Here is a 26,386-nt window from a genome sequence, read left to right as displayed (position 1 = left end):
TAAGAAGGAAAAAGCCAAAGAAACGGCAGTGTTTCTTTGGCTTTTTCTCTTTTTCCCCTTTATAAGAGCAGTGTTCCAGCGAGGCCGATTATCAGACAAAAAGATAGAAAGAGCATATCGGCAAAAGTGATGCGAAATGACTTGGCGTAGGTTCGCTTTGCCTCGCTGTCAAATCCTCTTGAAAGCATCGCAGTCGCCAAGAGCTCAGACCAACGAATCGATTTGACCAGTAAAGGGATCAGCATCTTGAATGAAAATAGATTGACGGGGATTCCTCTAGAACGCATGCTATTACGGATATTCTGATACTCGGCTGGAATGATGGGCGCAATTTGAAACGCAGCGAGCAGACCATAGGCAAAAACGGCGGGGAGTCGCAGCTGTTGCTGCAGCGAATAAATCAGCTCATTGATCGTGGTCGATACACTGAAAGAACTGCCCAACATACCAAAGCAATAGATACGGCTTGCCATGTCAAGTCCATAGCGCATAGCTGCTGCTGAGGAGGAGCCACCTTGGTTGTCCTGGTAGTAAAGGAGTCCGGTGAAAAAGACCCCCACAGCTGCCAAGGTCAATGCAGAAACAAGCAAAAGGCTTTTTTTCAAAGAGCGTTCGTTTACAGAAACAGCAAAGAATAGGACACAGAGTAGCAGATTCAATCTGAAATTATTTTGAAAAGAAACCAGTAAGGCGAGTCCTAAAATGGCGAATAACTTGACTGTCGGGTTGAGGGTGCGCATCTATGTCCTCCTTTTCATAATGATTAAAATCAATGATTTGTGAACAAAATGCTTCCAATAATAAGACATCGTGACTAACGATTAAAACCAAGGTGCCGCTTGCGGCTTTTTCGGCTAACAACTGCATGACCTGCCAAGCTTGCTTGACATCTTGGCCATAGGTCGGTTCATCCACCAACAGTAATTTGACTGGTCGCTGCAATAAAGCTGCTACTGCCAAGCGTCTTTGCTGGCCTTGGCTGAGTAGAAAAGGGGACTGAGTGCTCTTGTTTTGTAGTCGCAATTTTTCCAGCAGTTTGTCACTCTCGGTCGCTGCACGTCCTTGGCTAAGCTCCTGTGCCACTGTAGCAGCCAAAAACTGGTCCTGCGGATTTTGCATGATCCAGCTGATGGACCGAAAAGGGGAGGGATGCTTCTTGATTGGATCCCCGCACAGGCGAATGGTTCCTGAGTACGCCTGCTGCTGCAAGATCGCTTTTAAAAACGAAGATTTGCCGCTGCCGCTACGTCCGGTGAGCCCAATCATTGTCCCACTATCAAAGGTAAGATTCGGAAAAACAATCGCTTGGTTACGGATCGGCAGGCGAAAATCTTGAAAAGATAGCCGCTCTTTTGCAGAAAGTTTCTTAATCTCAACAGGCGGTAGTGACCTGCGCAGCTCCTGATCGAGTGTGCGCATCTTATTTTGATCGACGGATCTGAATCCTTCTTCAATCAGCAGCCACTCAGCTACCCAGTCAGCAGTTTCTTTGATTTGATGGTCGATCAGTAAGATGCCAATGGCATGTTGCTTTTGGAGCTGTCGCAGTTTTCGAATGATTTTTTGACTTGTGTCAGCGTCCAAATTGGCAAATGGTTCATCCAAAAGCAAGTAGCGACTCTTTAAAATCAGACAACAAGCCAATGCTACTAACTGTTTCTCACCGCCAGACAAGGTCGTAAAGGGCTGATCGGCAAGATGGCTGATCTCGCAAAACGTCAAGGCTTCCGCTACTTTTTTTGGCATGTCGGCTTGGGGAATACATTGATTTTCAAGACAAAACAGTAGTTCTTCTCGAGGCGTGGCCATACAAAATTGCATATCTGGATTTTGAAACAGTAAGCTGATCGATGTGCTTCTTTCTCGAATGGAAAGCTGGTTTAGCGTTCGGTCATCGATCGTATAGGTTCCTTCTTCAAACCCTTTCTCGTTAAGCCCCGCTAAGAGGTGGAAAAGAGTGCTTTTTCCTGTTCCTGAAGCACCATAGATTCCTTTTGTTTCTCCGGGGGCTAAAGACAGTGTCAGATCAAGCCGTTTTTGATCCACGAAAAAGCAGCCGTTTTTCACGAGCAGGCTCATGCCGCTTCTCGTTTGGCGCTAATGGTTTGGTCTTCAGCAATCGGGTAACTGTTTAGAACGCCCATGCGTGTCAGATGGTCACAGACGATCTTGACCAAAAAGGCGGAAAAGAATAAAGAAGAAAGCAAGCGAATAATAAAAATCACCACCAACAACTGCCATTGCAAGTCAACGAAATTTGACCGAATGATCCCCCAAAGAAAACTCGTGATCGTGGCGCCAATGGCACCAGTGATCAAAGGGAACCAGCCATAGCGACGGTAGCCACCTAATGCAAAGCCAGCTTCTGTTCCAATCCCTTGTACAAATCCGCTGATAAAAATAATCGGTCCATAAAAATTCCCCATAAACACTTCTAAAAGTGCGGCGATCATCTCAGTGATCGTCGCTGCGCCCGGTTTGCGCAGCACATAGCCAGCAAAAGCCGCTGCCATGAACCAAACCCCGAAAATAAACTCATTCGCTAAAACAGACAAACCAAAGGGTGTTAAAAGCGTACCTAACAACAGCCCAAAATGAACAGCGCCCAAATAGATCACGCCAAAAATCAACGAAGCGATCCCCACCATAATGACATCTTTTAAGACCCATTTAGTCATGCGACACCGCCTTCTTTTTGGAAGGACTGTTGACTGAGACCGTTGCTTCTAACACATAATGGGGAAGATGGTCATGGGCATACGCTAATGCCGCTTCAAAATACCCAAAGAGTTGGTTGGCCGTTCCCGTCAGCATCGTGACATAATGGGCGGAGCGAGGCGCCAAACCATAGGTTTCTGCCAGTTGGACGATGGTGGCGATCTCTTCCATATAATTGTTTTCCCCAAATACATAAAACGAGTATTTACAATCCACGTCAAACGTACCATTCATAAGATTGCTTGCTTTATTGGGTTGTGCCTGTTCTCCATTCAAAAACGCGTCACCTGCAGAATCGCCAGGACAGCCCTTAGAAAAAGTAAACTCACCCACGAGGTGTGTCTTGGATTCGTAAGCGTTGATAAATAGCCCTGCTGCCGCATCGACAACACTTGGGGCTTCCCCTCGGAAAAGGGTGCTGAACAGATCGGTTTGCTGCCAAACAGCTGTTGTATCCGTCCGCTCAATGCTCGCTACGATTTGTTGCGCAAAGTGGTCTTTCATGGGGTACAAACTTACTCGGCACCCAGTGATATCGATCCCGCCTGCGGCACAGGCGATTGGTTCATTTGTCATTTTCTCTTCTCCTCTCGATGGTTTTTCTGTCTACAAAAAAAGCGTTCCTCCTTTTTCTATCCACACGTAGACAGAAAAAATGGGAACGCGAAAAATCATGCGCTGCCACTTCCCTACGTTGGTACTAACCAAATCAGGTTCTAAGGGACCAGACTTACGTCTATCTCAGCATAAAGCGCCCCTAGTGGATAATCTTCTATTCAATTACCCCTCGAGTGTAGCACAGGACCCAGCAAAGGACAATAAAAAGAGATGTTCGACGATTGAAAAAAAATCAGCAGAGCAAGTCTTTCAAGGAAATTTCTTCACTGATATTTGTGGTGGTACATATGAAGGTTTTTACATATAAAAAAACAAGTGAAAAAGCGGTTGACAGGTTGCAAATAGTTGTGTAAAGTATAAAACCGATGGTAAAACGTAAGCGTTACGTTTTGTTTTTATAAATCGTAATTGATTTATCAGTATTTTACCAAGGGAAAGAAAAAGAGGAAAAATAAAAGGAGTGTAGTTAGAAAATGAAGAAGTTTTTTAAAATAACGATGTTATCAGCAGTAGCCCTCGCATTGGCTGCCTGTGGTCAAGGTGGTTCTGACGATACGGAGCAGTCAGGAAACGCCTCTTCTGAGAATGAACAAATTCAGGTCATGGCCACGTTTTATCCGATGTATGATTTTACACGCCAAGTCGTAGGGGATGAAGGGCAGGTCGAATTATTGATGCCCGCAGGCACTGATTCCCACGACTACGAACCTTCTGCAAAGGACATGGCAAAGATCCAAGATGCGGATGTCTTTGTCTACAACAATGAAAACATGGAAATGTGGGTTCCTTCGATTGAAGCTACGTTAAATGATGGAGATGTGACAGTGGTCAAAGCCACAGAAGGAATGGTCTTACTTCCAGGAGACGAGGATCATGATCATGACCACGATCATGGCGATGATGGTCATTCCCATGAATTGGATCCCCATGTTTGGTTAGCACCAAGCTTAGCCATGAAACAAGTAGAGGCGATCCGTGACCAACTAAGTGAGGCTTATCCAGAGAAAGCGACAGCCTTTGCAGAAAATGCTGCGAATTATTTAGCGAAGTTACAAGAGCTTCATGCGTCTTATGAAGAAGCGTTTAGCAATCCAGCGCAAAATCACTTCGTGACCCAGCACGCAGCTTTTGGTTATTTGGCATTGGAATACGGGTTGACCCAAGTACCGATCTCTGGTCTTTCACCAAGTGAGGAACCTTCCGCTTCACGAATCGCAGAACTAAAAGAGTTCGTTCAAGAAACAGGTATCCAAACGATTTACTTTGAAGAAAATGCCAAAGACAGCATTGCACGAACGTTAGCTTCAGAAGCAGGTGTCGAACTGGCTGTCTTGAATCCATTAGAAGGGTTGACCCAAGAGCAAATGGATAACGGGGAAGACTATATTTCGATCATGGAACAAAACCGTGATGCCTTGAGAAAAACGACCGATGTAGCAAATGACAAAGAAATAGCGGAAGCCGAAAAAGAAAAAACGGTTTATAACGGCTATTTCGAGGATGCAGATGTACAAGATCGTCCATTATCTGATTGGGCAGGAGAATGGCAATCCGTGTATCCATTTTTACAAGACGGAACATTAGACCAAGTGTTTGATTATAAAGCAAAAATGGACAAGAAAATGACGGCTGACGAATACAAAGAGTATTATACGACCGGTTATCAAACAGATGTTGCTCAGATCAAGATCACAGACAATACAATGACGTTTATCTTCGATGATGGCACAGAGAAAGAAGCCAATTATGTGTATACTGGCAAAGAGATTTTGAACTATTCCGCTGGTAATCGTGGCGTACGTTTCTTGTTTGAAAGCACTGACGAAGATGCGGCATTCAAATACATCCAATTCAGCGACCATATGATCGCACCAAGTGCGTCCCATCATTTCCATATCTACTTCGGCAATGATAGTCATGAAGCCTTATTAGAAGAAATGGATCATTGGCCAACCTATTACCCAACTGGGATGAGTGGATTAGAAATTGCACAGGAAATGCTTTCCCATTAAAAAAAAAGATTGACAATCCTCGCTCTTTTCGTCAAAGTAAACTTGATAGGAAGGAGCGAGAATTTTTTTGGAAAAAACATTGAAGAAATTAGCGAAAGTGATTGACCGCATGATGGATCACGTTGATTTGTACGGCGGACCAAGTGTGGTTAGTGACGACGATCTTGAACACTACTTAGATCCTGTTTTTTACTTGATCTTTTGCGCGGAAACAGATGGTGGCATGACTAAATTAAAAGACAAAGTCTTTGTCGAATCGGTGTACACCGAAATGCTGCCTCAAGAAGTACCGTACAGTTTAAATTTTCTTCCGTTTGCCAAAACAGCCATTGAAGACTTTTATTACTGCATGTATAAAGAAAAGCATATCACCAAATCACAATACCAAGAAATCGCCTTTGTATTGGCTGAAAAACAACCTATCTTTTTCGCACGGATGTCCAAACCCCAGTTTTGGTCAGCTGAAAAGAAAGAAGCGATGTTAGCGATGATTCAAGACACCGATCCTGAAGAACATGAACTATTGCCTGTTGATGACCCGCGTATTGCTGCAATCTCGCCAAAAATCGTCCCATTTCCAACGAAACATACGGCCTTTGATGAAACGGCGAATAGACCAGTCGCCTATCAGATCCGTATTGATTTAGAAGGATACCGTCCGCCAATTTGGCGTCGTTTGATCATTCCTGCAGGGCTGACCTATGAGCAGTTGCATATGTTGATTCAGATTGCCTTTGAGTGGATGAATCAACATTTGTACTTGTTTATTGCCGGTTCGAAATCGATCGGCTTAGGCAATTCCGTACCAACGGATGCTTCCGGTATTGACCAAGATTTTCAGTATTGCAAGTCCATGACCTACATTTATGATATGGGGGCAGATTGGACGCATAAGATCAAAATTGAAAAAGTGTTGACCGCAGAAGATCACCCAGATCCCGTCGTTCCAGTTTGTATCAAAGCTGTTGGCGATGTTCCAATCGAAGATGCGTTTGATGATGATTTCCGAGAACCACTGGATCGCGAGATCATCAATGAAGTGTTACTCGATTATTGGGAAACAGGAGAATATGTTTAGCGATCAGCTAGAAGACTGTACCGTAATTTTGCAAGACTAACAGTGACAACCACCAGACCTTAGCGGTTCTGGTGGTTTTTTAGTCTTCTGTCAAAGACGCTTTTTGATATATTCTGTCATCGGTTTTGTGTAGCTTAAGAAGTTTTTGGGTTGAGATCGTCCATCATTGATCCGATTGGCTAGGAGATAACCGATATATGGACCGGTCGTTAACCCAGAAGAACCAAGTCCACTGGCGGCGAACAAATTCGTTTCATCAGGCACTTCTCCAAAGAACGGTGCAAAATCAGAAGTATAGGCACGCGTGCCAACGCGCATGGTCATAGGCGATGCAAAGAGTGCTTCGGGGTCTTCAAGAAAAGCACCGATTCCTGTCATTAATTGCTGCTTGGCAGCTTCCGTTGGTGTTAAATCCCAACCCGCATCGTTTTCATGGGTGGCTCCTAATAAAATTTGCCCATCAGAGAAGGGAATCAAGTCACCCTCACCCTCTAGCATGGCGACCGGCCAACTGTTTGTCGGCAGGCTGGTGGCAAAAGAGAGCAACTGGCCTTTTTGCGGACGGATATCAACCTGATACCCTAAAGGTGATAACAAGTCTAGCAATCCCGGTCCAGCTGTCAGACAAAGAACCTCCGCCTCAAGGAGTTGATCCTTTGCTTTGATTTGCCAATGGCTGTCCTTTCTTAAAATCTCGGCTTTTTCTTCGATAAAAGTGACTTGCTGCTGTAAGGCAACTCCTTTTACGTGCGCAAGATAAGCACGACCATCTAAACGACCACCCCCTGAGATCCGTAATGAGGGCATTTCCTTCAATAATGGCAGTGCCTCTTTGGTTTGTGATCCTGTCAGTAACTCGATCTCGCCGATTTCTGGCGCTTCTTTGCGGCGACTTACAGCCAGATCTGCTAGCTCCTGAAGCGCGTTTTCGGGACGCACCACCAACGTGCCACAGGGGGCATAGATGGATTCATCTAATGCAAAATCCCGCACCAATTGTGGGAAAAACGCGGCACCGTCTTGTGCTAGCTGGTACCATTTTTTATTGCGGCGTTTGGAGAGCCAAGGGGAGATGATGCCAGCGCTAGCAGACGTTGCTTGCCCGATAAGGGAATCAATGACAGTCACGTCAAATTTGGTTTTATCAAGATAATTGGCGAGGGTCAAACCGATGATCCCACCGCCGATAATCACAACTTTTTTCATAGTAGAAGACTCCTTTGGTTGATTTCAATGAAAAGCGAATAAAAAGCGAAAGTTCTCTTAATGCCGTTTTCTTTGCGTACTTAATTGCGTATAATAAGGAAATGGAAAAGAGGGTATTATGCAAACTATTCAAACAGTCTTAAAAGAACATTTTGGCTATTCACAGTTTCGTGAAGGTCAAGAGACGATTATTCAATCTATTTTAACACAACAAAATGTTTTGGGAATCATGCCTACTGGTGGCGGGAAATCGATTTGTTATCAATTGCCTGCGCTCTTGCTGGATGGAGTGACCTTGGTCATTTCACCCTTGATTTCTTTAATGAAAGATCAAGTAGACAGCCTCGTTGATATGGGGATTCCCGCTGCTTACATCAATTCTTCCTTGACAGGGGCACAGATCAATCAACGCTTGCAAGAAGCCCGCCAAGGACGAATCAAGCTGCTGTACGTTTCTCCAGAACGTCTGGACTCAGAAGCTTTTCGCTATTCGCTACGGCAGATGCCGATCGCTTTGTTAGCCGTTGATGAGGCCCACTGCATTTCCCAATGGGGGCATGATTTTCGCCCCAGCTATCTGCGGCTCGCCGAAACGATCGACAATTGGGAACAAAAGCCAACGATCGTAGCCCTTACCGCGACAGCTACGCCCAAAGTTGCCGAAGATATCGAAAACTTACTTTCGATTCCAGCTGAAAATCAAGTCAAGACCGGCTTTGCGCGGGAAAATTTGGCTTTTCAAGTCGTCAAGGATCAAAAAGATACCTACATAACGACGTATTTGAAAATGAACCAAGGACAATCAGGTATTATTTACGCCAGCACCCGCAAAGAAGTGGAACGAATCTATCACCTGTTGAAGCATGAACACGTGTCAGTCGGGTATTACCATGGCGGGCTTTCAGAAGAAGAGCGCTCCTTTTTCCAAGAAGAATTTCTCTATGATCGCCTGCAAGTGATGGTAGCCACTAATGCATTCGGGATGGGAATCAACAAAAGCAATGTCCGCTTCGTGATCCATGCCCAGATACCAGGTAATTTGGAGTCTTATTATCAAGAAGCAGGACGTGCTGGACGAGATGGGGAACCTAGTGATGCGATCTTACTTTATGCTCCGCAAGACATGCAGATCCAGCAATTCTTTATCGATCAATCCGAATCAGACATTCTTTATCGTCAAAACGAATACCTGAAGTTGCGGGAGATGAGCCAATATGGACATACCCAACTGTGTTTGCAGCGCTATATTTTGCGTTATTTCGGAGAAGATGGTCCCGATTGCGGTCGTTGCAGCAATTGTCTTGATGAAAGAGAACAAGTGGATATCACAGTGGATACACAAAAAGTGTTGTCATGTGTGAAACGAATGGGCGAACGCTTTGGGAAAGCCTTGGTGGGGAAAGTGCTAACTGGCTCAGGCGATCAAAAAGTCAAACAGTGGGGCTTTGAAAAGTTACCAACTTATGGATTAATGAAAGATTGGTCCCAAAAGGAAGTCAATCAGCTGATCGATTATTTAACAGCATCAGGGTATCTTTTGCCGTCTGAAGGGCAATACCCGTTGTTAAGTGTGACTAATGCGGGGATTGATGTGTTGCTTGGAAAAGCAAAAGTTTATAGAAAACAAACCAAAGTCAAACAGTTAGTGGTGGACGATGAGCTATTCGATCAACTGCGCACCTTACGATTGAATCTCGCACAAGAACAAAATTTGCCGCCGTATGTGGTTTTTTCTGATAAAACACTGCGAGAGCTGGCAGAAGTCCAGCCAAAAACACCGATCGAGTTTTTACAGATCAAAGGAGTTGGCCAAAACAAGTTGGATAAGTATGGCGACGCCTTTTTAGCATTGCTTTCTGAATACGAAAAGACGGAAAGTGACTAAAACAGATCATTTTTCTAAGATAAGACAAAAAAGACAGCAGGAAGGGACGAAACATAAGTGATTACGATTCGACCGGCAGTAGCTGCAGATCAAGCATTTTGGTTTTCTTTGGATACTCACTTACCAACGGAAGTCTTCGCCAAAAAGATAATGGAAAAAACTGCTTATGTTGTAGTTGCAGACGACCAGCCAGTAGGGTTGCTACGCTACAATTTTTTCTGGGACACGATTCCTTTTTGTACCATGTTAGTGATCGCAAAAGCGCATCAAGGCAAGGGACTCGGGAAACGGTTGGTTACTTATTGGGAACAACAGCAAAAAGCAGCTGGCCACGCTCTTTGCTTGACTTCCACACAAGTCGACGAGCAGGCACAGCATTTCTATCGCAAACTCGGTTACCAAGATGCCGGTGGGTTACTTTTGACAAGTCCTGGATTTGAACAGCCGATGGAATTGTTCCTTGTCAAACAGTTGTGATGTTTCTGCCAGCTTATGGTACATTGATAGGAGAACAAAAAAATAGGAGCGTTTAACATGTCTTTTTTTGGAAAAATCGATTTCAATGAGTTATCAGAGACCGATCGTGCAATCTATCATTACATGTCCAGCCAAAGTGATAAAATTCCTTACATGCGTGTCCGGGAGATCGCGCTTGAATCCCACACTTCAGCTTCTTCGGTCATGCGCTTTATCCGTAAATTAGGGTACGAAAGCTTTACGGAGTTTCGTACCCAGTTTAAAGTCCCTGAATTAGATGCCGTTAGTTTTTATAGCAGCATGAATGTCCTGAATGCTGAACATTTTCCGCGAGATATTGAAGGAAAGATTCGTCGGATCGCTGAAAGAATGCTGGAATGCGACAACATCATTTTTTATGGTATCGGCGCCTCTGGTTCCATGTGTGAATACGCTGCCCGCCATTTTGCTACGATTGGGTTTAATAGCTATGCATTAGTGGATAATACGTACCCCATTTTTGCTAAGTTGAAGCATACTTCGGATAATATGATCGTCGTCTTGTCCATCACCGGAACGACCACCGAGATCATTGAAGTGGTCAATGGCTTTCGTAATAATCCTGACTTCACCACTGTAGCAATCACTAGTGACGCCAACAGCACACTGGGGCGAATGTCCGATTATGTCTTAGACTATTCAGTTGATGTGAAGCGCATCAACAAGTATGAAGATTTGACGACGCAAATTCCTTGCCTTTTCTTAGTCGAAGCGTTGTCGGAGACGGTTCGTCAGTTTTCTTTATCCGCAGGGGAATAAGCTACATTTTTCCTTTAATAAATGAAAAAAACAAACAGGTTTAATGGATCAAGAGACTTTTCTTTTGATGACTTTTGGACCAGTTTGTTTTTTTGCATTTTAGCAAGCTAATTTCGGTTCAGTCTTGTTTATAGAAAATGAGAGAAACGCCTGACATGAAGCGTCGATTCAAGGTGTCGAGGATTAAAGGAATAACGTAATCTAAGATCATTGAGCTTTTTGTTGTATAAAAGGGAGATGGCAAGTTTCTAAAATAGTTGCAACAATAACATATGAATGAAACGTATGTTTTTTTTTAACTTCATGCAGGATATTCATCGATCGAGGAATATCGTGAATTTTATTCTAAGTAGAACATCGATATAATTAGTATGACATGTTTGAAAACCATCGTTTTTGAGATATCAAGTACGACTACGATCAAGATAGAGTGAATTCCATATAAACAGTACTATTTAGGCTTTTGTAAAGAGATTGGCTTTAATAAAATAACACGTCTCAAAAACGATCGTTTTCGAAATGAACAACTCACAAGGAGGAGGGAGAATGGATATCAACGGTGCATCTATTAGAGGAAGAGCTTTGAAAGTATGTTTGGTCTTATTGTTCGCTTTCGGGTTTACAAGAACGAGTTTTGGCGATGAGAGACGATCAACGGAAACGGAAGGGACTGTGGGGTTTACTGGGATTTATGAGCCTTTGGATCAACCAGAACCATCTCCACCAACCGGTCCTGTTCCGCGTCCACCGCAAGACACGGGTAAACCCGGCGGGCAGCTGCCCCAGACAAACTTCATTCAACGGTTGGATTGGGTGATTCTCGGAAGTTTCTTGCTGATCACCGCACTTAACATATACGTAGTAAAACAACTTATCAAAAAAGGGGAATCAACATTCCCTAAGTGGGGCTAGATCCCATGGGGAAAATAAGAGAAATGACATTTAGGAGTGAATGCGATGAACTCATTTTTTCGCAAAAAAAATAAGTGGTTGCTGGTTCTACTTGCCTTACTCCCACTGATTACAACATTAACAATCATGAATGCCGAGACGATTTTTTCGTGGACACCAGAGGAAGAACACGAGGAGAAGGCCGACGATGAAGTGAGTGGAGAAATCTCCTTTGCGGAGGAACTGATCCAAGGCGAGGTCGAGCACGTAATAGATTTTATTTTCTACTCAGAAGTTGCCCTCGAAACTGTGGACATCACGTTGCCTCAGGAAGTAAGCATTGATCAGGAAGCTTTGAACGATGAACTAACGGTGGTAGCAACAGACCACGAAGGTGTGTGGCAACTGAACAGCGAGACCCCACAAACGACTTTTTTCTTACCGATTCTTGTGGATACGATCGGAGAATATGAGATCATCGTTGCCGAGACTGCTACGCAGCGCCTGCTGATCTTAGATCATACGGAGGCCGAAGACACTGATTCGACTGAAGAAGAGAATGGCTCTGCGGAAGCAGATCAAGCTGCGGATGCGGAAGCGAGAGAGCCAGAAGTAGATGATAGAAGTGGACAGATGGTCGAAGTGACAATTAACAAAAGAAATTTTAGAGAACACTTTGATGTCCAAGGCACTGCTACTTACAATGATGAAACTGGGCTATTAGTACTTACAGAAGATATATCTAGGTCAGTCGGTTATGTTACGTTAAAAGACAGAATTAGTCTGGATCAGCCATTTACGCTTAAAGGTAAAGCCAATATTGGGTCTAAACCACTTGGCGCAGATGGAATGGCATTTGGCTTTCACAATTCTGAGACCAATAGAATAGGTTATGATGGCAATGCGTTTGGAATCGGAGGTTTGAGGGATGCGTTCGCTTTTAAGCTAGACAATAACTATAATGATAGCCGTGGTTCTTTTGGCGAGGATGGTTTTATCGTTGAGAGGGATCCTATAGCTGTCAATGGAGCGCCCTTTGCTGGCTTTATTTATCATAGGACACCATTATTACTGGAAACATATATGGAAGGTGATGCTCCAGCAGCAACTACGGGTGCTAGAAATGGAGCAGATGATCCGATCCTGATTGAATATCAGCCAAATAATGAAGGTCGCTGGTTTAAAGTTACTTATAGAGATATGATATGGGAACGTGACATCAGTGATTGGCAGCCATCAGATATTTCTGCAATGGCATTTATTATATCTGGTAGTACTGGTGCGAGAAGTGATCGCCATACCTTTTATTTTGAAGAGATGAATTATTACATTGGTACCGGAACCGTCCATGTGGATTATCGAGATCGAGAGACAGGGGAGGATATTCTACCAACTGAAACATTAGAACTACCATTACGTTTCCTTCATACCCTTGACCCCAAGAACCGAGAGAGCGATGAACCCTATCAGTTAGGGTATGACTATTACGGGGTTGAGTTTAACACAGAACACTTTGACCCAAGTACATTTGATATTATGCCGCAGCCTTTCCATCAGAATGTTACTTTTTTATTTGATCGCGTGCCATCGAACATCAAGATCAATCACATAGATGAAGAAGGGGTAGCATTGAGGGAACCAACCTATCAAGGAGAATTCGTAAATGAATCGGTCGATATCCTTCCTGAGGAGATTCCTTATTACCAATATCTTTACGAGCGGGACGGTCAGCCGCTGGAAACAAGAGTCACCCGAGATGAACAAGAATACTGGCTGGTTTATGGTTTGGAAAGTACTCCGCAACCAGTAGACCCTCTTGATCCGGATACGCAAGTAAATCCTGAGAATCCGCCTGAGATTGATGAAGAACAAGGGTTTGTCAGCTTGGATTTTGTTTCCCAATTCCAGTTTGGGACAGTTGGCATTCGGTCAGAAACGACGACCTACGATGCCCTGCCGCAAAAACTCCTTCAGCCGGCTGATCCAAATGATAATCTACGCCCTAATTATGTGCAGGTTTCAGATCGGAGGCGGGAAAATTCCGGTTGGACCCTCCGTGCAACCTTACGAGAGCCTTTTGAAAGTGATGAAGGGCATCAACTGACTGGTGCTAGAATTTTATTAGACAATATCGATGTAGTAACGACTCGAGAAAACGTGTCTGAGCCACCTACTCATAAACAGCAAGCAGCACTGACTGTTGGAAATGCGGAGATAATCGCACAAGCAGGTGCCAACCAAGGCAGAGGCACTTGGGTCCAGCGCTTTGGCGATCGAGAAACAATGGATCAAAGTGTCAAACTTGAGGTGCCAATTAGTGCGACTCCTCAAGCCACGAGATATTCAGCAACCATTCTTTGGGAACTATCATTTGTTCCTTAACAATAAACAAAAAGAAGCTGCAGCAAATTGCAGCTTCTTTTTTTGCTCAAAGGACTAGTGGTACTATTAGCTCCTGGTTTTTCTTGGATAATTAAAAGATTATATTCTTCCTTGTCTTACATCGACTCTTAGCCAAAAGATAATTCGCGTCATTTTTTTCAGGGAGAGCTTGATCAACAGTGATAATGTATTTTTTAATGTACTTTGTCATGGATGAAACACATTCCAATCTTTGAAACGCATTGAATTGAAAACGTTTGCTATTCTATTAGTAACAAATGTTTCCTATAATGAACCTACAAATCAACTACAAAGGAGTTTCCTCAATGAAAGAAAAAGTGATGGATGCGATGCAGAAATTCTCCAAGGCAATGTTTGTACCCGTTTTGATTTTGCCGATCGCAGGGATATTGATTGCCGTTGGGAATGTGTTTACGAATGTCCGCTTGCTTGAGCAGTTTCCCTTTTTGGATAATCCGATAACCACCGGTTTTGGTAGTATCTTATCCGCTTCCTTACTACCGATCTTAACCAATTTAGGCATTATTTTTTGTGTCGGGATCGCTTTAGGGTTAGCCAATAAGAAAAAGGCTGAAGCGGGATTTACCGCGTTGTTGGGATATTTCGTCTTCTTAAATGCCATGAACAAATTCATGGAGCTTCGGGGGATGTTGGTTCCAGCCGATGCCCTTCAAGGTTCAGGACAAGCGATCGTTTTAGGGATCCAAGTGTTGGATATGGGGGTCTTTCTGGGTATCATTTTAGGGATCGTCGTAGCATTGATCCATAATCGTTTTATCGATACGACCTTTAACAATGCCTTTCAAGTTTATGGCGGCGCGCGCTTCGTCTTTATTGTCTTGATTCCGGTCGTCGTGTTATTAGCCATCGTTTCCACGTTTGTATGGCCAGTAATACAAACTGGCATCGACGGTTTAGGCGGCATCATTCAACAAACGGGCAACTTTGGTATCTTCTTGTATGGTACGCTAGAACGCTTATTGATTCCAACTGGCTTGCATCACTTGATCTACACGCCGTTTTTGTATACTTCATTAGGCGGAGTCGCAGAAGTTGGCGGCCAAGTCTTTGAAGGGGCACGGAATATTTATTTTGCGGAAATTGCTGACCCAGCAGTCCGCGTATTATCGCAAAGTGTCATTTGGGACGCTCGTGGGATCTCAAAAATGTTTGGACTGATCGGGGCCTGTTTGGCGATGTATCAAACGGCAAAACCAGAAAATAAAGTCAAAGTCAAAGCCATTTTGATTCCAGCAGTTGTGACTTCCTTTATTGCAGGTGTGACCGAACCGATCGAATTTTCTTTTATGTTCGTGGCACCTGTTTTGTTCGTCATTCATTCTGCCCTTAGCGGCTTGAGCATGGTGGCGTTAAATCTCTTTGGTTCTCGTGCCATCGGACCGAATGGCTTCATCGACTTTCTTTTGTACAACTTGCCCTTAGGCATCGAGAAAACTCGCTGGCCGGTGTACTTGATCGTCGGGGTCGTCTTCTTCTTTCTTTATTACTTCTTGTTCCGCTTTTTGATCACGAAACTGAATTTGAAAACGGTCGGGCGTGAAGAAGAAGGGGCAGAGACCAAACTATACTCGAAGAAAGAGTACAAAGAAAAACAACTTGCTGGAGCAGGTGTCGGGGTCATGGCGAGTGATCAAGCCGCCCCTAGTCCAACTAGTGAAACAAGTATCTCAGCAATCATCACCAAAGCGTTAGGTGGCGATGACAATATCAAAACCATCGACAACTGCTATACCCGCTTACGTTTAAAACTAAAGGATCCTGAACTCGTGGATGAAGCACTGCTAAAAGACGAAACACAAGCCAAAGGCGTGATCAAAAATGGTGAAAATGTCCATGTCGTCTATGGGTTGACCGTGCCGAAAGTGCGGGAAGAGTTAGAAAATTATCTTGGAAGAGAAGGAGAGATTGAATGATGAAAAATTTTTCAGTAGTGATCGCAGGGGGCGGCAGTACTTTTACCCCGGGAATCGTTATGATGCTGCTTGACAATCAAGAACGCTTTCCTTTAAGAAAGCTGAAACTATACGACAATGATGAAGCACGCCAAGCGATCCTCGGTGAAGCCCTAGCGATTTTATTAAAAGAACAAGCACCGCAAATCGAATTTTCGTTTACGACGGATCCTGAAGAAGCCTTCAGCGATGTCGATTTCTGTATGGCGCATATCCGAGTAGGAAAGTATGACATGCGGGAAAAAGATGAAAAAGTTCCCTTGCGTCATGGCGTCTTTGGCCAAGAAACCTGTGGACCAGGAGGGATCGCTTATGGGATGCGCAGCATCACTGGTATGCTGGAGATCATTGATTACATGGAAAAATATTCCCCCGATTGTTGGATGCTGAATTATTCCAATCCGGCTGCAATCGTAGCTGAAGCGTGTCGGGTCTTGCGTCCGAAATCAAAGGTTCTGAATATCTGTGACATGCCCGTGGGCACGTTGCGTCGCATGTCGCAAATCATTGGCAAGCAGCCAGAGGAACTAGAAGTTCGCTACTTTGGCTTGAATCATTTTGGCTGGTGGACCAGCGTCAAAGACAAAGAAGGCACGGAGTACATTCAAACCATTCGTGACTACGTTGCAGAACACGGCTATTTGACGCAGATCGAAGTGGATACCCAACATACTGACCCAAGTTGGCAAGACACCCACAAAAAAGCCAAAGACCTCTTGGCGCTCACACCAGAATATCTGCCAAATACGTACTTGAAGTATTATTTATACCCAGATTACGTCTACGAACACATGAAAGAACATCCAGAGTATACGCGTTCCAATGAAGTGATGGAAGGACGGGAAAAACGAGTGTTCGATCATGCCAAAAAGATCACTGCCCAAGGATCTGCTGAAGGGATCGCTTTTGAGATTGATGCCCATGCAACCTTTATCGTTGATTTGGCACGCGCCATCGCTTTTAATACGCATGAGCGAATGGTCATGATTGTGGAAAACAACGGCGCAATTGCGAACTTCCCGGATGATGCCATGGTGGAAGTGCCATGTATCGTCGGTTCTGATGGACCAGAAGCTCTTGCTCAAGGAAAAATTCCTGCCTTCCAACAAGCGCTGATGTTCCAACAGGTGACTGTGGAAAAATTAGTGGTCGAAGCATATGTGGAAAAGAGCTATCAAAAAATGTGGCAAGCGTTAAGCCTTTCCAAAACGATTCCTAGCGCAAAAGTAGCCAAAGAGTTACTCGATGATTTGGTCTCGGAAAATGGTGATTACTGGCCAGGATTGTCTTGATTTGTTTCACATTTGCGAAACATTCGCTGGTTGGATAACTGAAAGAGGAAGATTCTCCAAGAATCTTTCTCTTTTTTGATTTTTGTTGTGGAAGGATAATTCTCTGAAGAAAATCACCACGAAACGTCTTATCAACAAAATGATCAGACAGGTATACTAGAATATGCCACTAACTATGGTAGAATAAAGCTAATTGAATCAGATGAGAGGGAGCAATGCGATGTTTTTAGGGATTGATATCGGCACGACAGCCATAAAATTTGGGGTCATTGAAGATCGGAAAATCATTTACTCACAGTCATTACCAATCAAAACCCATAGCCACGGGTTAAAACAGACCCAATCAGCGACCCAGATCAGTAGCCAATTGATCAGTGGTGTCACAACGATTCCCGCTCAATTAAAAGCGGCAATCACAGTGATCGGGTTCAGTACCGCCATGCACAGCTTGATGCCAGTGGAGGGTGAGACCGCAGAAGAGATTTACATTTGGTCAGACAATCAAGCGAGTCAAACGATGACGGCCTTTCGTCAAACGGATCTGGCGGCAACGTTTTATGAAGAGACAGGGACACCGATCCATGCGATGTCTCCCTTTGCGAAACTGGCTTATTTTCAAACGAATGGTTCATATTCCAAAGAGACGAAATGGTTTGGCTTAAAAGAACTAGCAATGGCGTTGTTTACTGGACAAGCACGGATCGATTATAGTACCGCATCAGCGACCGGTCTTTTTTCTTTGAAAGAAAAGCAATGGAGTCAAAAGATTCTCAACTATTTATCCCTTTCAAAAGCCCAGTTAGCGCCTTTATGTGCACCGACTGATCGTTTTTTGATTACCGAGGAGATGGCGCAGCGGTGTGGCTTGAAGCCTGAGGTAGAAGTGATGTGTGGGGCTAGTGATGGGTGTTTAGCAGCATATGCTGGCTATATTTCTACAGGGATCCGCAACAGCTTGACGATCGGAACCAGTGCGGCGGTTCGTAAAGTAAGTGAGACCACCGTCTTTGATCGCCAAAAACAAAATTTTTGCTACTATCTGCAAGATGACCTCTATGTCGTAGGGGCACCTTCAAACAATGGTGGCTGTGTCCTTGCTTGGGCAAAAGAGACCTTATCAGAAGATCCTGATGCGTTTTATCATTATCTGCCTCAAGTCATGGAGGAGTCGCCGATTGGCAGTAACGGCTTACGTTTTTTTCCCTATTTAAACGGGGAGCGGGCACCCTTTTGGACAAATGAGATCACAGGCGGCTTTTCTGGTTTGACCTTGAAACACAATCGCTCAGACATGTTGCGGGCAGTCATCGAAGGCATGCTGATGAACATCGATTTATTAAAGCAAATGGCGCAGTTGGAAGGGGCAGTCACTGTAAGTGGTGGTTTCTTTCAAACAAAACTTTTAGGTCAAATGACCGCGGATGTGTTGGGGCTGACCTGTTATCTTTCCGATGAAAACGAACCGATATTCGGCTTGTATGATTTATACAAAAGCTCTGTTGTGCGGCAAGATCAGCCAGATGAAAAATTTGTTCCTGATCCGCAGAACCAAGCGCTCTATCAAGAATTGGCAAAAACCTATTTTCAAGCATAAGCAAAAACCAGCAATCCACTAGGGTTGCTGGTTTTCTTTTTCAACATGGGTAAAAGCGTCGACGATATATTCCATCAATAAGAGCAGTTTACCAAAGAAGCTAGTGTACTGGATGTTTTGGGTGTCGTAGGGACGTTCATCGGTCACTTCAAAGGAAAAGGTCGCTAGTTGATTGGCGCGATGATCACCGTTCCCGCAAAACAAAACAGTTGGTATGTGATGTTCATTGGCTAATGCCATCTTTTCCAGCACTTTTTGTGTTTCGCCAGATTTAGAGATGGTGATCAGCATACTGATGTTCTCGATGTTGTTACTAATGATCCCACCTGAGTCAGAAGCACTGACTAATAAGGTTTTGATGCCGTTGACAAGCATTTTTTTGTGGAGGTATTCTGCCACGATCCCAGAAAAACCTGTTGCATAAATCGTAATAAACTTGTCCTTGTTTCGTCCATAGATTTCTTTGATCGCGTCGATCGTATCTGCAATACTGGCAGCGTCAATTTGGTAATCGATGGCGGCTTCAGTGATCGTCTGATTTTTCAAGCGATTCTTTAAGAAGTAAAGTAGCTCTAGATAGCCAGAAAAACCCAATTTTTGCGCAAGCCGCACGATGGTTGCGGGAGAAGTGTAGATCGCTTTAGCGATTTCTCTTAAGGGCAATCCATCGATCGCAGCGGTATTTGCAAGCAAATAATCAAGGATTTGCAGCTCATTGTCAGTCAATTTTTTTCCTTTGATCAATACATTTAAGTCCATTGTTCGGCACTCCTTTGTCTTGTCTTCATCATACAATGAATAACGACAGAAAGTAAAATGGGAATCGCCTCATGCTGATATATAGGAAAAAGGATTGTGCATTTCCTAAAAAGATATTATAATTTCTTATATAGAAAATAAAGGTGGAGAAATGATGACGCAAAAACCATATGGAACCGTACTACTAAAAGCAGCAACCATTTTAGATTATCTCGCAGAAGCGCCAAGTAAACCATTGCAAGAAATTTCAGAAGCAACGAAACTAACCCCATCCACAGCTTTGAAAATATTAGAAACGCTGCAAATGATCGGCTATGTCAAACGCGACAAAGAGAAGAATTATCGCTTAGGGTCTAAGCTGATCAAGTATGCCAATCAAAACATTCAAGAGCTTGATTTAGTGGAAATCAGCTTGCCTTACTTGGAAGCATTGCAGAAAACGGCGGATGAAACGATCCACTTAGGGGTCTTGACCGCCAATGAGATTCTTTATGTCAATAAATTGGAGCCCCACAATCAAACGATCCGCATGTCTTCAAAAGTAGGGATCACAAGACCGTTGTATAGCTCTGCCATGGGGAAAGCCGTTTTAGCGGAGTTTGATGCCCCTCAAGTGGAAGAATATTTGGCAGCAACGCCTTTAACCGCTTATACCGAAAACACCATTACGAATCAGTTGAAATTGAAGAAAGAATTGGAACAGGCAAAAGAAAACCAAGTAGCGTTTGATGATGAAGAAATGGAACAAGAAATCTATTGCATCGGCGCCTCACTGATAAAGGATCAGGAGATCGTTGGGGCGTTTTCTATCAGCCTACCGAAATACCGCTTGACCCCAGAATACAAATCAACATTGATCGATGCGATTATTGCGACAAAACAACAAATTGAACAAGCATTATAAACTTTTTAGTGGAAAGCCCTTGCAAATAAAAACGAGAACGGTATAATAAACGTGTAGGTTTCTTTATAATAAATACCATTTTCCAAATAGGAAATAAATGGAGGGTCTCAATGAAAAAAGTAGCGAATTTAATGAAACTAAAAGAAAGCGGCGTGATCGCTGTTGTGCGTGGCGCTTCTAAAGAAGAAGCACTACAAGCAAGTAAAGCGATCGTTGCAGGGGGGATCACTGGCATTGAGTTGACTTTTACAGTGCCTCAAGCGGCGGATGTAATCGCTGAATTAGTAGCAACCTTCAAAGATAATCCAGAGGTAGTCGTTGGTGCGGGGACCGTTCTTGATGCAGTGACCGCTCGCTTAGCGATCATGGCAGGAGCACAATATGTGGTAAGCCCAACCTTTGATCAAGAAACAGCTGAATTATGTAATTTATATCAAATTCCTTATCTGCCTGGTTGCATGACCATTTCAGAAATGAAGGACGCCTTAAAAGCAGGCGCAGATATCATTAAACTATTCCCGGGTAGTGCGTATGGACCAAGTATCATCTCGGCCTTCAAAGCGCCATTGCCACAATTAAACATTATGCCGACCGGTGGTGTCAGCTTAGACAACATGCAAGAATGGTTTGCGGCGGGTGTCGTAGCCGTTGGTGTAGGGGGGAATTTGTTAGCGCCAGCAGCAAGTGGGGATTTTGACAAAGTAACAGAAGTAGCGAAACAATATGCGGCAAAATTAAAAGAGATTCGAGGAAAGTAAGATGGCAAACATTCTGACACTAGGAGAAATCATGTTGCGTCTATCGACAACGTTAGGCGACCGAATCGCCCATAGTTCGATGTTTGCTGCCCATTATGGCGGTGGAGAAGCCAATGTTGCGATCTCCTTAGCGAATTTTGGTCATCGCGTTTCTTTTGCTAGTAAAGTGCCTGAGAATGCTTTAGGAGATGCCGTTTTTCATCATTTACGAAGCTATGGCGTCGATTGTCGCCACGTGCTTCGTGGCGGTTCCCGACTAGGTACTTACTATATTGAAACCGGTATCGGGGAACGAGCAGCGCGAGTGGTTTATGATCGCGCAGGCTCTAGCTTTGCTCAAATGAAAGAAAATGAGTGGAAATCTGACCTTTTTGATGGGGTTGATATTGTTCACCTTTCAGGGATCACGCCCGCTCTTTCAACGACTTGGCAGACACTTTTGCTGACGTTGATCAAAGAAGCGAAAGCAGCTGGTTGTAAAATCAGTTTCGATATCAATTATCGTGGAAAGCTGTGGACGACCGCTGAAGCACGCGTCTTTTTGCAAGAAGTGCTCCCCTATGTCGATTATTGCTCGGCAGGACAGTTAGATGCCCAAGTCTTTATGGATGTATCAGCTCCAACAGAGGAAGTCGAAGATGACTACTATTATCAAGAAATGCATCGGAAATACCCAAATATCCAGCTCTTTTATTCAACTAGTCGTCAGGTGCTCTCAGCAAGTCACAATCAATTGACAGGAAGCCTATGGCACAACGGCAATTATGTCGTTTCTGCTACCCATGAGATCAATCCAATCGTTGATCGCGTCGGAGGCGGCGATGCCTTTTCAGCTGGTATCCTACATGGTCTTGTCACGAAGAAACAAGACCAAGAAATCATTGATTTTGCCACTGCAGCATCTGCTTTGAAACATACGATCCATGGCGACTGTAATCAGTTTAGCGCCAATGAGATACAAGAATTTATTGCAACAGGTTCAGGAAAAATTATCCGATAGGAGGAATAAAACATGCAACACATGGAAACACGCTATACCCATAGTCCACTTGATATTCGTCACTATAGTACCGAGGAATTACGCAGAGAATTTTTGGTAGAGAAAATTTTCACACCAGGACAAATCATGCTGACCTATACCCACAATGATCGGATGATCTTTGGCGGAGTGACACCGACAGAAGAAGCGTTAGAAGTGCAATTAAGCAGCGAATTAGGGGTGGAATACTTCTTAGAACGTCGCGAATTAGGTGTCATCAATATTGGAGGACCTGGTGCGATCACGATCGATGGCCAAAAAGAACCAATGAAAAAACAAGACGGCTACTATATCGGCAAGGAAACCAAACAAGTCTTGTTCCACTCAGATGATCCAGCAAATCCAGCGAAATTCTATCTATCTTGCGTGCCAGCACATAAGAAATACCCAAATGTAAAAATCAGTATCGATCAAGTCACACCAATGGAGACAGGCGAGGGCTTGACATTAAATGAACGGAAAATTTATCAATACATTCACCCAAATGTTTGTGAAAGCTGTCAATTACAAATGGGGTACACGATCTTAGAACCAGGCAGTGCTTGGAATACGATGCCAAGTCATACACATGAACGTCGGATGGAAGCATATGTGTATTTTGATTTTGCCAACGAAGACACAAAAGTGTTCCATATGATGGGCAAACCAGATGAAACGAAGCATTTAGTCGTTAGTGAAGAACAAGCAGTTATTTCTCCAAGCTGGTCGATCCATTCGGGTGTTGGAACCAGTAACTACTCATTTATCTGGGCAATGTGTGGCGAAAATATCACCTATACCGACATGGATATGGTGGCAATGGACGACTTAAAATAAAAAGAAAGAGGGTTTATCAATTATGGATTTTTCAATGGATCAATTTCGTTTAGATGGTAAGATCGCATTAGTGACAGGAGCTGTCTATGGGATCGGTTTTACGATCGCTCGTTCATTAGCAGCAGCAGGAGCAACGATCGTTTTTAACAACTTGGATCAAGAATCAGTGGATAAAGGATTAGCAAACTATCGTGAAGCAGGGATCGAAGCCCACGGCTATGTCTGTGATGTAACGGATGAAAAAGCAGTCAACGAAATGGTCAAGCAGATCGAAGAAGAAGTTGGCGTGATCGATATCTTAGTCAATAATGCTGGGATCATCAAACGAATTCCGATGTTGGAGATGTCTGCTGAAGACTTCCGCCAAGTCGTTGACGTGGACTTGAACGCTCCATTTATCGTTTCAAAAGCAGTCTTACCGTCAATGATCAAAAAAGGACATGGAAAAATCATCAACATTTGCTCAATGATGAGTGAATTGGGAAGAGAAACGGTGGCTGGTTACGCAGCGGCTAAAGGCGGCTTGAAAATGTTGACGAAAAACATTTGTGCTGAATTTGGTTCAGCTAACATTCAATGTAATGGGATCGGACCTGGTTATATTGCAACACCGCAAACCGCACCATTACGAGAAATCCAACCAGACGGTTCTCGTCACCCATTTGATCAATTTATCGTAGCGAAAACACCTGCTGCCCGTTGGGGTGAGCCAGAAGATTTAGCAGGACCAACGGTTTTCTTAGCTTCTGAGGCATCCAACTTTGTCAATGGCCATGTCTTATATGTAGACGGCGGTATCTTGGCGTATATCGGGAAACAACCTGAATAAAACAATCAGTAGTAAGGATGGGGACGATTGCAATCGTTCCCATTTTTATGGTCCAACACCCAAGAAATGCAGGGCTTTAAAAATAAATGGGTTGAAGCAAAGGAATGGCAAACAAATCTTTTAGAAAGAGTGAAAAGCAAAACGCTGTGAAGGAAAATGTTCTTCGCAGCGTTTTGCTTGAGTAGCTCTTTTTCAAATCAGGTAGCGTATTTATGTTAGGGGAAGATTCAACACGAACAATGAGTTTCAATCTAACAAAACTTGTTGTGCAAGCGGTAAGGGAGCATTTGACAAACATTTGGCAACTAATTTGGCGACGGCTGTAGCACCTTGGTCATTCAAATGCGTGTTATCCGTAATGCCGGCTGGATAATTGGGGTGCTGGTTTTTTTCTAAATGAAGAAAATAGGTTTTCGCCTGTTGCGGTTCCAGTGCTGAAAAGAACCGTTGTGTTGCGGCAAAAAGATCCAGACAGACCACATCCAAGGAGGTAGCCAAAGCACGCATTGCTTCTGGGTAAGGACCGACTGCCAAAGGATCAAGTTGCTGTTGGTCCACGTAATGCAAACGAGTGATCGAGGTCAATAGTATCGGTGTCGCTTGCTGCTGGCGTGCCGTTTGCACGAAGGTTGCTAAATTATGCTGATATACAACAGGTGTCGTGCCGCGACTATCTGTTTTTTGATCATTGTGTCCAAATTGAATCAAGAGATAATCACCAGCATGTAGTTCTTTTTTTGCCTGCAACAAGCGTCCTTCTTCAATGAAGCTTTTGGAGGAACGCCCATTTTTTGCCAAGTTGACGATTTGATGCTGGGGGAGATAGCGTGAGATCTTTTCACCCCAGCCCGTTTCTGGACGAGCGCTAGGCTTTTTGATCGATGCGGTGGAATCACCGACGATGACGATTTTTTCCATTGTCTTTCTCCTAAAATTTGAAGTAGTTGTTGGCGTTTTGATAACAGACATTTTCTACTAATGGTTTTAGCTGATGAAGATCAGCAGGTGCTTCACCACGTACAACGATCTCAGCAAGCCATTCACAAAAGACGCGTCGGAAATATTCATGACGGGTGTAAGACAAAAAGCTTCTTGAATCCGTCAGCATGCCGACAAAGTTAAAGATCACACTGCCGTCTGCGAATTTCGTCAATTGGTGACGCATGCCTGCGCGGGTGTCGTTATACCACCAGCCAGATCCTAACTGCAATTTATTATTGCCTTCTTGCTGGAAGCACCCCATCAAAGCGACGAGTGCATCATAGTCATTGGGATTTAAGGAGTAGAGAATCGTTTGAGGCAAATGGTCCTGCGCATCAGCAGCGTTCAATAATTTCTGCAAGCTTTGAGTCAGTGGTTGATCATTGATGCCATCGTAGCCCGTATCTGGTCCCAAGCGCTCAAACATTCGTTGATTGCAGTTACGGTACGCATGGACATGCAGTTGCATCGTCCAACCATGTTCGTGATACAGCTTCATCAGTTCAACTAGAACATTGGTTTTGAAGAACGAGACTTCGTTTTCCTCCAAAGATTCTCCAGCTAATGCTTTGGCAAAAATTGCTTCAAGGGATAACTGTTCGTCTGCAGCATACACTAAAGTATCCAGCGCATGGTCAGACAAGCGGCAGTGATGCTGGTGAAAGTAGGTTACACGGTCCCGCAAGGCTCTCAAGAAAGCATCGTAGGTAGTGATCGCGTTTTCGACACTCTTTTCGAGTTTGGTAACATAGGTAAGAAAATTCGGATGGTCGATTTGTAACGCTTTGTCAGATCGAAAGGTCGGCAAGACCCGAAAACGTTGTTCTGTTTGGCTTAATTGGTGATGATAGTGAAGATCATCGACTGGATCATCTGTGGTGCAAACGATCTCGACGTTACTGCGAGCAATCAAAGCTCTTCGGGTAAAGTCTTTTTGCTGCAATTTTTCGTTGCATAGCCTCCACAAAGTTTCGGCGTTTTCTTCAGTAACGGGAAGATCGATCTCAAAAAATCGCTTTAATTCTAAATGGGTCCAACTGTAAAGGGGATTTCCCACCAATTTTGGCACTGTTTGACACCATGCCAAAAATTTTTCATAATCACTGGCATTGCCCGTAATCGCTTCTTCTGGTACGCCACAAGCGCGCATCAACCGCCACTTGTAATGATCGCCACTTAGCCATGCCTCGGTGATAGTTTTAAAGGGCCGATCCTCATAGATTTCTTTCGGGTCTAAGTGGCAGTGGTAATCAATGATCGGCAGATCTTTGGCATATTCATGGTAAAGTGTTTGAGCAATTTCATTTGGCAGTAAATAGTTTTCATTTAAAAACATGTCGAACCTCTTTTCTTTG

General features: G+C 43.9%; 23 protein-coding genes and 1 riboswitch. Of the genes, 15 read left to right on the top strand and 8 right to left on the bottom strand.

Features of this window, described 5'->3' with window-relative positions; genetic code table 11:
• Positions 1–59: 59 nt before the first annotated feature.
• From A5867_RS11500 to A5867_RS11485, 4 genes are read right to left on the bottom strand one after another with little or no spacing between them, the layout of a single operon-like run.
• The gene (locus A5867_RS11500; RefSeq protein ID WP_051095383.1) at positions 60–740 is read right to left on the bottom strand and encodes an energy-coupling factor transporter transmembrane component T; all 681 of its coding nucleotides are present in this window, start codon (positions 738–740) and stop codon (positions 60–62) included.
• Positions 667–2,079: an ATP-binding cassette domain-containing protein gene (locus tag A5867_RS11495; protein ID WP_087627654.1), complete on the bottom strand. Its 1,413-nt coding sequence runs from the start codon at positions 2,077–2,079 to the stop codon at positions 667–669. The genes A5867_RS11500 and A5867_RS11495 overlap by 74 nt, the downstream gene beginning before the upstream one ends.
• Positions 2,076–2,678 (bottom strand): ECF transporter S component, encoded by a 603-nt coding sequence (locus A5867_RS11490; RefSeq protein ID WP_010749530.1) that lies wholly within the window; start codon positions 2,676–2,678, stop codon positions 2,076–2,078. The genes A5867_RS11495 and A5867_RS11490 overlap by 4 nt, the downstream gene beginning before the upstream one ends.
• Entirely contained in the window at positions 2,671–3,294 is a 624-nt protein-coding gene (locus A5867_RS11485) for a YkoF family thiamine/hydroxymethylpyrimidine-binding protein (protein WP_087627653.1), read from the bottom strand. The genes A5867_RS11490 and A5867_RS11485 overlap by 8 nt, the downstream gene beginning before the upstream one ends.
• Before the next feature lie 93 nt (positions 3,295–3,387).
• A riboswitch (TPP riboswitch) is annotated at positions 3,388–3,487 on the bottom strand.
• A gap of 322 nt (positions 3,488–3,809) precedes the next feature.
• On the opposite strand from A5867_RS11485, the gene A5867_RS11480 reads away from it, so the two are divergent.
• Positions 3,810–5,348, top strand: a complete 1,539-nt coding sequence (locus tag A5867_RS11480) for a zinc ABC transporter substrate-binding protein AdcA (protein ID WP_087627652.1) — start codon at positions 3,810–3,812, stop codon at positions 5,346–5,348.
• 67 nt (positions 5,349–5,415) lie between these two features.
• Positions 5,416–6,426, top strand: coding sequence for a plasmid pRiA4b ORF-3 family protein (locus A5867_RS11475; RefSeq protein WP_087627651.1), 1,011 nt, complete (start codon positions 5,416–5,418; stop codon positions 6,424–6,426).
• Positions 6,427–6,516: 90 nt separating this feature from the next.
• Here the strand turns inward: A5867_RS11475 and A5867_RS11470 are convergent, their stop codons facing one another.
• Entirely contained in the window at positions 6,517–7,632 is a 1,116-nt protein-coding gene (locus A5867_RS11470; protein ID WP_087627650.1) for an FAD-dependent oxidoreductase, read from the bottom strand.
• Between the two features lie 118 nt (positions 7,633–7,750).
• On the opposite strand from A5867_RS11470, the gene recQ reads away from it, so the two are divergent.
• The 8 genes from recQ (at position 7,751) to A5867_RS11425 (ending at position 18,945) form a co-directional block, all read left to right on the top strand.
• Positions 7,751–9,517, top strand: coding sequence for a DNA helicase RecQ (gene recQ / locus A5867_RS11465; protein WP_010749536.1), 1,767 nt, complete (start codon positions 7,751–7,753; stop codon positions 9,515–9,517).
• A 57-nt stretch (positions 9,518–9,574) separates the two neighbouring features.
• A complete protein-coding gene (locus A5867_RS11460; RefSeq protein WP_087627649.1) occupies positions 9,575–9,994 on the top strand; it encodes a GNAT family N-acetyltransferase in 420 nt (139 codons plus the stop codon).
• A gap of 57 nt (positions 9,995–10,051) precedes the next feature.
• A complete protein-coding gene (locus tag A5867_RS11455; protein WP_087627648.1) occupies positions 10,052–10,792 on the top strand; it encodes a MurR/RpiR family transcriptional regulator in 741 nt (246 codons plus the stop codon).
• Between the two features lie 546 nt (positions 10,793–11,338).
• The gene (locus A5867_RS11450) at positions 11,339–11,704 is read left to right on the top strand and encodes a hypothetical protein (RefSeq protein ID WP_170927532.1); all 366 of its coding nucleotides are present in this window, start codon (positions 11,339–11,341) and stop codon (positions 11,702–11,704) included.
• Between the two features lie 45 nt (positions 11,705–11,749).
• Positions 11,750–14,065 (top strand): WxL domain-containing protein, encoded by a 2,316-nt coding sequence (locus tag A5867_RS11445; protein ID WP_087627646.1) that lies wholly within the window; start codon positions 11,750–11,752, stop codon positions 14,063–14,065.
• Between the two features lie 326 nt (positions 14,066–14,391).
• Positions 14,392–16,020 (top strand): PTS transporter subunit EIIC, encoded by a 1,629-nt coding sequence (locus A5867_RS11440; RefSeq protein WP_087627645.1) that lies wholly within the window; start codon positions 14,392–14,394, stop codon positions 16,018–16,020.
• A complete protein-coding gene (locus A5867_RS11435) occupies positions 16,020–17,351 on the top strand; it encodes a 6-phospho-alpha-glucosidase (protein ID WP_034858513.1) in 1,332 nt (443 codons plus the stop codon). Before A5867_RS11440 ends, A5867_RS11435 begins: the two co-directional genes overlap by 1 nt.
• A gap of 220 nt (positions 17,352–17,571) precedes the next feature.
• A complete protein-coding gene (locus A5867_RS11425) occupies positions 17,572–18,945 on the top strand; it encodes an FGGY family carbohydrate kinase (RefSeq protein ID WP_230319136.1) in 1,374 nt (457 codons plus the stop codon).
• A gap of 18 nt (positions 18,946–18,963) precedes the next feature.
• Here A5867_RS11425 and A5867_RS11420 read toward each other — a convergent pair whose 3' ends face one another.
• Entirely contained in the window at positions 18,964–19,704 is a 741-nt protein-coding gene (locus A5867_RS11420) for a MurR/RpiR family transcriptional regulator (RefSeq protein ID WP_060792114.1), read from the bottom strand.
• Between the two features lie 151 nt (positions 19,705–19,855).
• Here A5867_RS11420 and A5867_RS11415 point away from each other — a divergent pair, with 151 nt between their 5' ends.
• The 5 genes from A5867_RS11415 (at position 19,856) to A5867_RS11395 (ending at position 24,050) form a co-directional block, all read left to right on the top strand.
• Positions 19,856–20,608 carry an IclR family transcriptional regulator gene (locus A5867_RS11415; RefSeq protein ID WP_026008086.1) on the top strand — a complete coding sequence of 251 codons (753 nt, stop codon included), beginning with the start codon at positions 19,856–19,858 and terminating at the stop codon, positions 20,606–20,608.
• A gap of 110 nt (positions 20,609–20,718) precedes the next feature.
• Positions 20,719–21,366 carry a bifunctional 4-hydroxy-2-oxoglutarate aldolase/2-dehydro-3-deoxy-phosphogluconate aldolase gene (locus A5867_RS11410; protein WP_005229908.1) on the top strand — a complete coding sequence of 216 codons (648 nt, stop codon included), beginning with the start codon at positions 20,719–20,721 and terminating at the stop codon, positions 21,364–21,366.
• A gap of 1 nt (position 21,367) precedes the next feature.
• Complete coding sequence (locus tag A5867_RS11405; RefSeq protein WP_087627643.1) at positions 21,368–22,366, top strand: sugar kinase; 999 nt, start codon at positions 21,368–21,370, stop codon at positions 22,364–22,366.
• Between the two features lie 12 nt (positions 22,367–22,378).
• Positions 22,379–23,221 (top strand): 5-dehydro-4-deoxy-D-glucuronate isomerase, encoded by an 843-nt coding sequence (gene kduI, locus A5867_RS11400; protein WP_005229915.1) that lies wholly within the window; start codon positions 22,379–22,381, stop codon positions 23,219–23,221.
• A gap of 22 nt (positions 23,222–23,243) precedes the next feature.
• Complete coding sequence (locus tag A5867_RS11395) at positions 23,244–24,050, top strand: gluconate 5-dehydrogenase (protein ID WP_005229917.1); 807 nt, start codon at positions 23,244–23,246, stop codon at positions 24,048–24,050.
• A gap of 246 nt (positions 24,051–24,296) precedes the next feature.
• On the opposite strand, the gene A5867_RS11390 is transcribed toward A5867_RS11395, so the two are convergent.
• Positions 24,297–24,968 carry a rhamnogalacturonan acetylesterase gene (locus A5867_RS11390; RefSeq protein ID WP_087627642.1) on the bottom strand — a complete coding sequence of 224 codons (672 nt, stop codon included), beginning with the start codon at positions 24,966–24,968 and terminating at the stop codon, positions 24,297–24,299.
• A gap of 10 nt (positions 24,969–24,978) precedes the next feature.
• Positions 24,979–26,367, bottom strand: coding sequence for a glucuronate isomerase (gene uxaC, locus A5867_RS11385; RefSeq protein WP_087627641.1), 1,389 nt, complete (start codon positions 26,365–26,367; stop codon positions 24,979–24,981).
• Positions 26,368–26,386: the final 19 nt, after the last annotated feature.

It is taken from the genome of Enterococcus sp. 6D12_DIV0197 (assembly GCF_002174385.1).
Classification (GTDB): domain Bacteria; phylum Bacillota; class Bacilli; order Lactobacillales; family Enterococcaceae; genus Enterococcus_D; species Enterococcus_D casseliflavus.
The sequence above is the reverse complement of the archived record's forward strand: the minus strand, read 5'-3'. Positions and strand labels throughout refer to the sequence as shown.

Excerpts from the sequence above, each read along its gene's own strand:
- A5867_RS11425 (WP_230319136.1), top strand. The coding sequence starts at position 17,572 with ATGTTTTTAGGGATTGATATCGGCACGACAGCCATAAAATTTGGGGTC.
- A5867_RS11470 (WP_087627650.1), bottom strand. The coding sequence starts at position 7,632 with ATGAAAAAAGTTGTGATTATCGGCGGTGGGATCATCGGTTTGACCCTC.
- A5867_RS11480 (WP_087627652.1), top strand. The coding sequence starts at position 3,810 with ATGAAGAAGTTTTTTAAAATAACGATGTTATCAGCAGTAGCCCTCGCA.
- A5867_RS11500 (WP_051095383.1), bottom strand. The coding sequence starts at position 740 with ATGCGCACCCTCAACCCGACAGTCAAGTTATTCGCCATTTTAGGACTC.
- A5867_RS11395 (WP_005229917.1), top strand. The coding sequence starts at position 23,244 with ATGGATTTTTCAATGGATCAATTTCGTTTAGATGGTAAGATCGCATTA.
- recQ (WP_010749536.1), top strand. The coding sequence starts at position 7,751 with ATGCAAACTATTCAAACAGTCTTAAAAGAACATTTTGGCTATTCACAG.
- uxaC (WP_087627641.1), bottom strand. The coding sequence starts at position 26,367 with ATGTTTTTAAATGAAAACTATTTACTGCCAAATGAAATTGCTCAAACA.
- A5867_RS11390 (WP_087627642.1), bottom strand. The coding sequence starts at position 24,968 with ATGGAAAAAATCGTCATCGTCGGTGATTCCACCGCATCGATCAAAAAG.
- A5867_RS11420 (WP_060792114.1), bottom strand. The coding sequence starts at position 19,704 with ATGGACTTAAATGTATTGATCAAAGGAAAAAAATTGACTGACAATGAG.
- A5867_RS11445 (WP_087627646.1), top strand. The coding sequence starts at position 11,750 with ATGAACTCATTTTTTCGCAAAAAAAATAAGTGGTTGCTGGTTCTACTT.
- kduI (WP_005229915.1), top strand. The coding sequence starts at position 22,379 with ATGCAACACATGGAAACACGCTATACCCATAGTCCACTTGATATTCGT.
- A5867_RS11410 (WP_005229908.1), top strand. The coding sequence starts at position 20,719 with ATGAAAAAAGTAGCGAATTTAATGAAACTAAAAGAAAGCGGCGTGATC.
- A5867_RS11490 (WP_010749530.1), bottom strand. The coding sequence starts at position 2,678 with ATGACTAAATGGGTCTTAAAAGATGTCATTATGGTGGGGATCGCTTCG.
- A5867_RS11415 (WP_026008086.1), top strand. The coding sequence starts at position 19,856 with ATGATGACGCAAAAACCATATGGAACCGTACTACTAAAAGCAGCAACC.
- A5867_RS11405 (WP_087627643.1), top strand. The coding sequence starts at position 21,368 with ATGGCAAACATTCTGACACTAGGAGAAATCATGTTGCGTCTATCGACA.
- A5867_RS11495 (WP_087627654.1), bottom strand. The coding sequence starts at position 2,079 with ATGAGCCTGCTCGTGAAAAACGGCTGCTTTTTCGTGGATCAAAAACGG.
- A5867_RS11455 (WP_087627648.1), top strand. The coding sequence starts at position 10,052 with ATGTCTTTTTTTGGAAAAATCGATTTCAATGAGTTATCAGAGACCGAT.
- A5867_RS11440 (WP_087627645.1), top strand. The coding sequence starts at position 14,392 with ATGAAAGAAAAAGTGATGGATGCGATGCAGAAATTCTCCAAGGCAATG.
- A5867_RS11450 (WP_170927532.1), top strand. The coding sequence starts at position 11,339 with ATGGATATCAACGGTGCATCTATTAGAGGAAGAGCTTTGAAAGTATGT.
- A5867_RS11485 (WP_087627653.1), bottom strand. The coding sequence starts at position 3,294 with ATGACAAATGAACCAATCGCCTGTGCCGCAGGCGGGATCGATATCACT.
- A5867_RS11435 (WP_034858513.1), top strand. The coding sequence starts at position 16,020 with ATGAAAAATTTTTCAGTAGTGATCGCAGGGGGCGGCAGTACTTTTACC.